Below are 2706 nucleotides of genomic sequence, written 5' to 3'. Positions count from 1 at the left end.
GGCCCGCAGCTTCTCGGTCATCTCGCGGGCCAGCGCACGGTTGTGGAGCCCCTCCGCCGTCTGCTCCGCGGCGATGGCGATCAGCACGCCGATGACGATGGTGCCGATCTCCTTCAGGAACTCGCGGACGCCGTGCCAGGGCTTGGGTCTGTGGATGTCCATGCTGCCCCCCGGCGGATCGCCCTGCAGCGACTGTAAGCGATCTCGCCAAAGCTCCGCTATGGGTCGGAAGCGGTCTTAGGCTTCTTGCCCGCAAGAGGCCGCCGATTTCCCTGACTAGCGATCGGTGGTGATGCTGCCGCTCACCCCTACCCCTCCGACACTGGTCTCGCCCGGCTTGGCCGCGGGGCCCGTCAGTCCCCTCATGATCATTTCGTGCGTATCAGTGACGTCGATCGGTGGCTGGCAGATCGGCATCGATCTGGCCTGGACCAGACCTTCATCGTAGGCATCGCGGAGCTGCTTGCGGTCGAGGAAATCGGACCGCAAGATCAGTGTCTCCACCTGGCGTCCGGACGCGCGCTGCCCATTGGCGTATTGGTTCGCGCGGCCGAGGTTCGCCCGCAAATTGGCGATTTCGACGCCTGATGTGGGACGCCCAGGCCCGACCATGGTGTTGAGGACGGCCCACGCATCCTGCTCGGCATTGCGCATTGAATGCAGGTTCTCGAGGTAGTTCGCCATCGCAGACAGCAGGAGCTGGTCGCGGTTCGACATATGGGCGAGCGTCTGTCCCGAGGTCAGGCTGGACCAACTGCGCATCGTCCAACCGGGAACCGACGGCCCGCCACTTTCGCCGACCGCTGGCAGTCTCTTGGTGACCTCTGCCCGATCGAGGGCGTCGCTGAACTGGGCGAGCCGATTGGCCACGCAGGGGCTGGTCGCGTCCTTGCTCGCGGCCTGGCCTAGGACGCGGCGAAGATCAAAGGCGATTGCGCCCCTCGCGACCTCCGCTTGGTGGCGCCAGTGCAGAGTCTCCACCGCCTGTTCCGCACCGAGCGCGATGATCACGCCCAGCACGATGGTGCCGACCTCCTTGCTGAATTCGCGCCACCCACTCCACGGTTTCGGCTTGTGAACTTCCACGCCCCCCGCTCCCCCGAAGCGAACAAACTTGGCTGTACGGTAAGCGGACTCTGCGGAGATCGCCTAGGGTCGGAAGCGGATGTCAGCTTGTTCGCCAGACGCGGACCTTCGCCACCTGATCTCGAAGCCGGCTTCGGTCGGGTGGCTGGCGCGGTCGGCCAGACCACGACGCAAAGAGGCCCGGACGTGGGTCCGGACCTCTTCGGGCGCGGCGTCGCAGATGGCCGAAGCGGCCGCTGAGATGGGCGCGAACCTTGGACTAGCGCGGCGGCGTGGAGGCTGCGCCTGCGACAGCGCCCGTTGGGGCGCCCACGGCGGCGCCAACCGCCGCGCCAGGGGCGCACCCGATGGGGAGCGTCACAAGACACCCGATCGCCGCGCCGACACCGGCGCCCGTCGCTGCGCCGGCCAAGGCGCGCGCGCCCGGATCAGGGTGCCAACGCCCATCGCGATCGTAGTATCCGCGGTCATTGTCGGGGTCGGCCAGCCAGTGCACATGCTCGTCGGTCCGGTGGGCGTCGTACCAATCGGAATTGTAGTAGATGATCGGCGCGCTGGGGCCGTAGGCATACCTCTCGTGCACCCGCCAGCATTCGCCATACTGGTTGCAGGCCACATAGGTCCGCGCGACCGGTTGGGCGGTCGCCACCGTCGGGATCGCGGCGCTCCCGGCCAGGGAGGCGATCAACGAACTCGCTGCGAAAGCAGCCGTCAGGGTCTTCATGGTGTCATCCTTCATGGCGACGGGCCGCAGGCCCGCCAGATGTCCAATCGGCTAGCAACAAGGCGCAAAGGACCTGGGTTCCGCTACGGAACCGGGCGAACGGTCCCCGCACCTGGACCTTTGCACGACCTCCGGCGGCATGATGTTCCTATTTTGTTCTTGACAGCCTCCACCGTCCCGCGCTAATCTCCGAGCCTGCCACCCTTCCGCCCGCGGCTTCCCCCGCCGCCCGCGCCCACACGGACCCACACCCCCATGCCCGACGACGAGACGCCCCCTCGCCGGCGCAAGCCGGCGCGTGCGCCCGCGGCCTTTTCCGAAGCCCTGGCGCAGACCCTCTGCGCCCGCGTCGCGGCCGGGGAGAGCCAGGTCGCCATCTGCGCCGAGCCCGGCATGCCGTCGCGCGCCACCCTGTGGCGCTGGGTCGCCAGCAAGCCCGCCTTCGCCGAGGCCTTCTGGGCGGCGCGGGTGGCCGGCGGCGTCGGCCAGTCGAACGGCCGGGCGTCGACCTTCTGCGAGGCCACCGCGGCCGAGGTGTTCCGCCGCCTGTGCGAGGGCGAGAGCGCCACCTCCATCTGCGCCGACCCGGCCATGCCGGCCTTCTCCACCCTCTACTATTGGCGCCGCCAGTTCCCCGACTTCGCCGAGGCCATGCGGGTGGCGCGCGAGATCCAGGCCGAGCGGTTCTGCGACCAGGGCTGGGAGATCGCCCAGGCGACCACGGCCGAGAGCGCGCGGGCCGACCGGGTGAAGCTCGCCCAGCTGCGCTGGACCGCCGCGGTCCTGGCGCCCAAGCGCTTCGGCCGGCTGAAGCCGCAGGAGCCCGACCGAACCTGGCAGGGCGGCGGCATGACCATCTACATCAAGCGCTACAGCCCCGAGGTGAAACACCCCAC

Annotated in this window: 3 protein-coding genes; 1 reads left to right on the top strand and 2 read right to left on the bottom strand. The window is 68.8% G+C overall.

Going from position 1 to position 2706, the window contains the following annotated elements; genetic code table 11:
• Positions 1-276: 276 nt before the first annotated feature.
• Both VGT80_RS05980 and VGT80_RS05975 read right to left on the bottom strand, forming a co-directional pair.
• On the bottom strand, positions 277-1086 hold the full coding sequence (locus tag VGT80_RS05980; RefSeq protein WP_327453834.1) for a hypothetical protein: 810 nt from the start codon (positions 1084-1086) through the stop codon (positions 277-279).
• Between the two features lie 259 nt (positions 1087-1345).
• On the bottom strand, positions 1346-1810 hold the full coding sequence (locus VGT80_RS05975) for a hypothetical protein (RefSeq protein WP_327453833.1): 465 nt from the start codon (positions 1808-1810) through the stop codon (positions 1346-1348).
• Between the two features lie 255 nt (positions 1811-2065).
• Here VGT80_RS05975 and VGT80_RS05970 point away from each other — a divergent pair.
• Positions 2066-2706 (top strand): hypothetical protein (locus VGT80_RS05970; protein WP_327453832.1); only part of this gene is annotated, 641 nt, incomplete at its 3' end.

Origin of the sequence: Phenylobacterium sp., assembly GCF_035944335.1 — a bacterium.
In the GTDB taxonomy this organism is placed as follows: domain Bacteria; phylum Pseudomonadota; class Alphaproteobacteria; order Caulobacterales; family Caulobacteraceae; genus Phenylobacterium.
The sequence above is the reverse complement of the archived record's forward strand: the minus strand, read 5'-3'. Positions and strand labels throughout refer to the sequence as shown.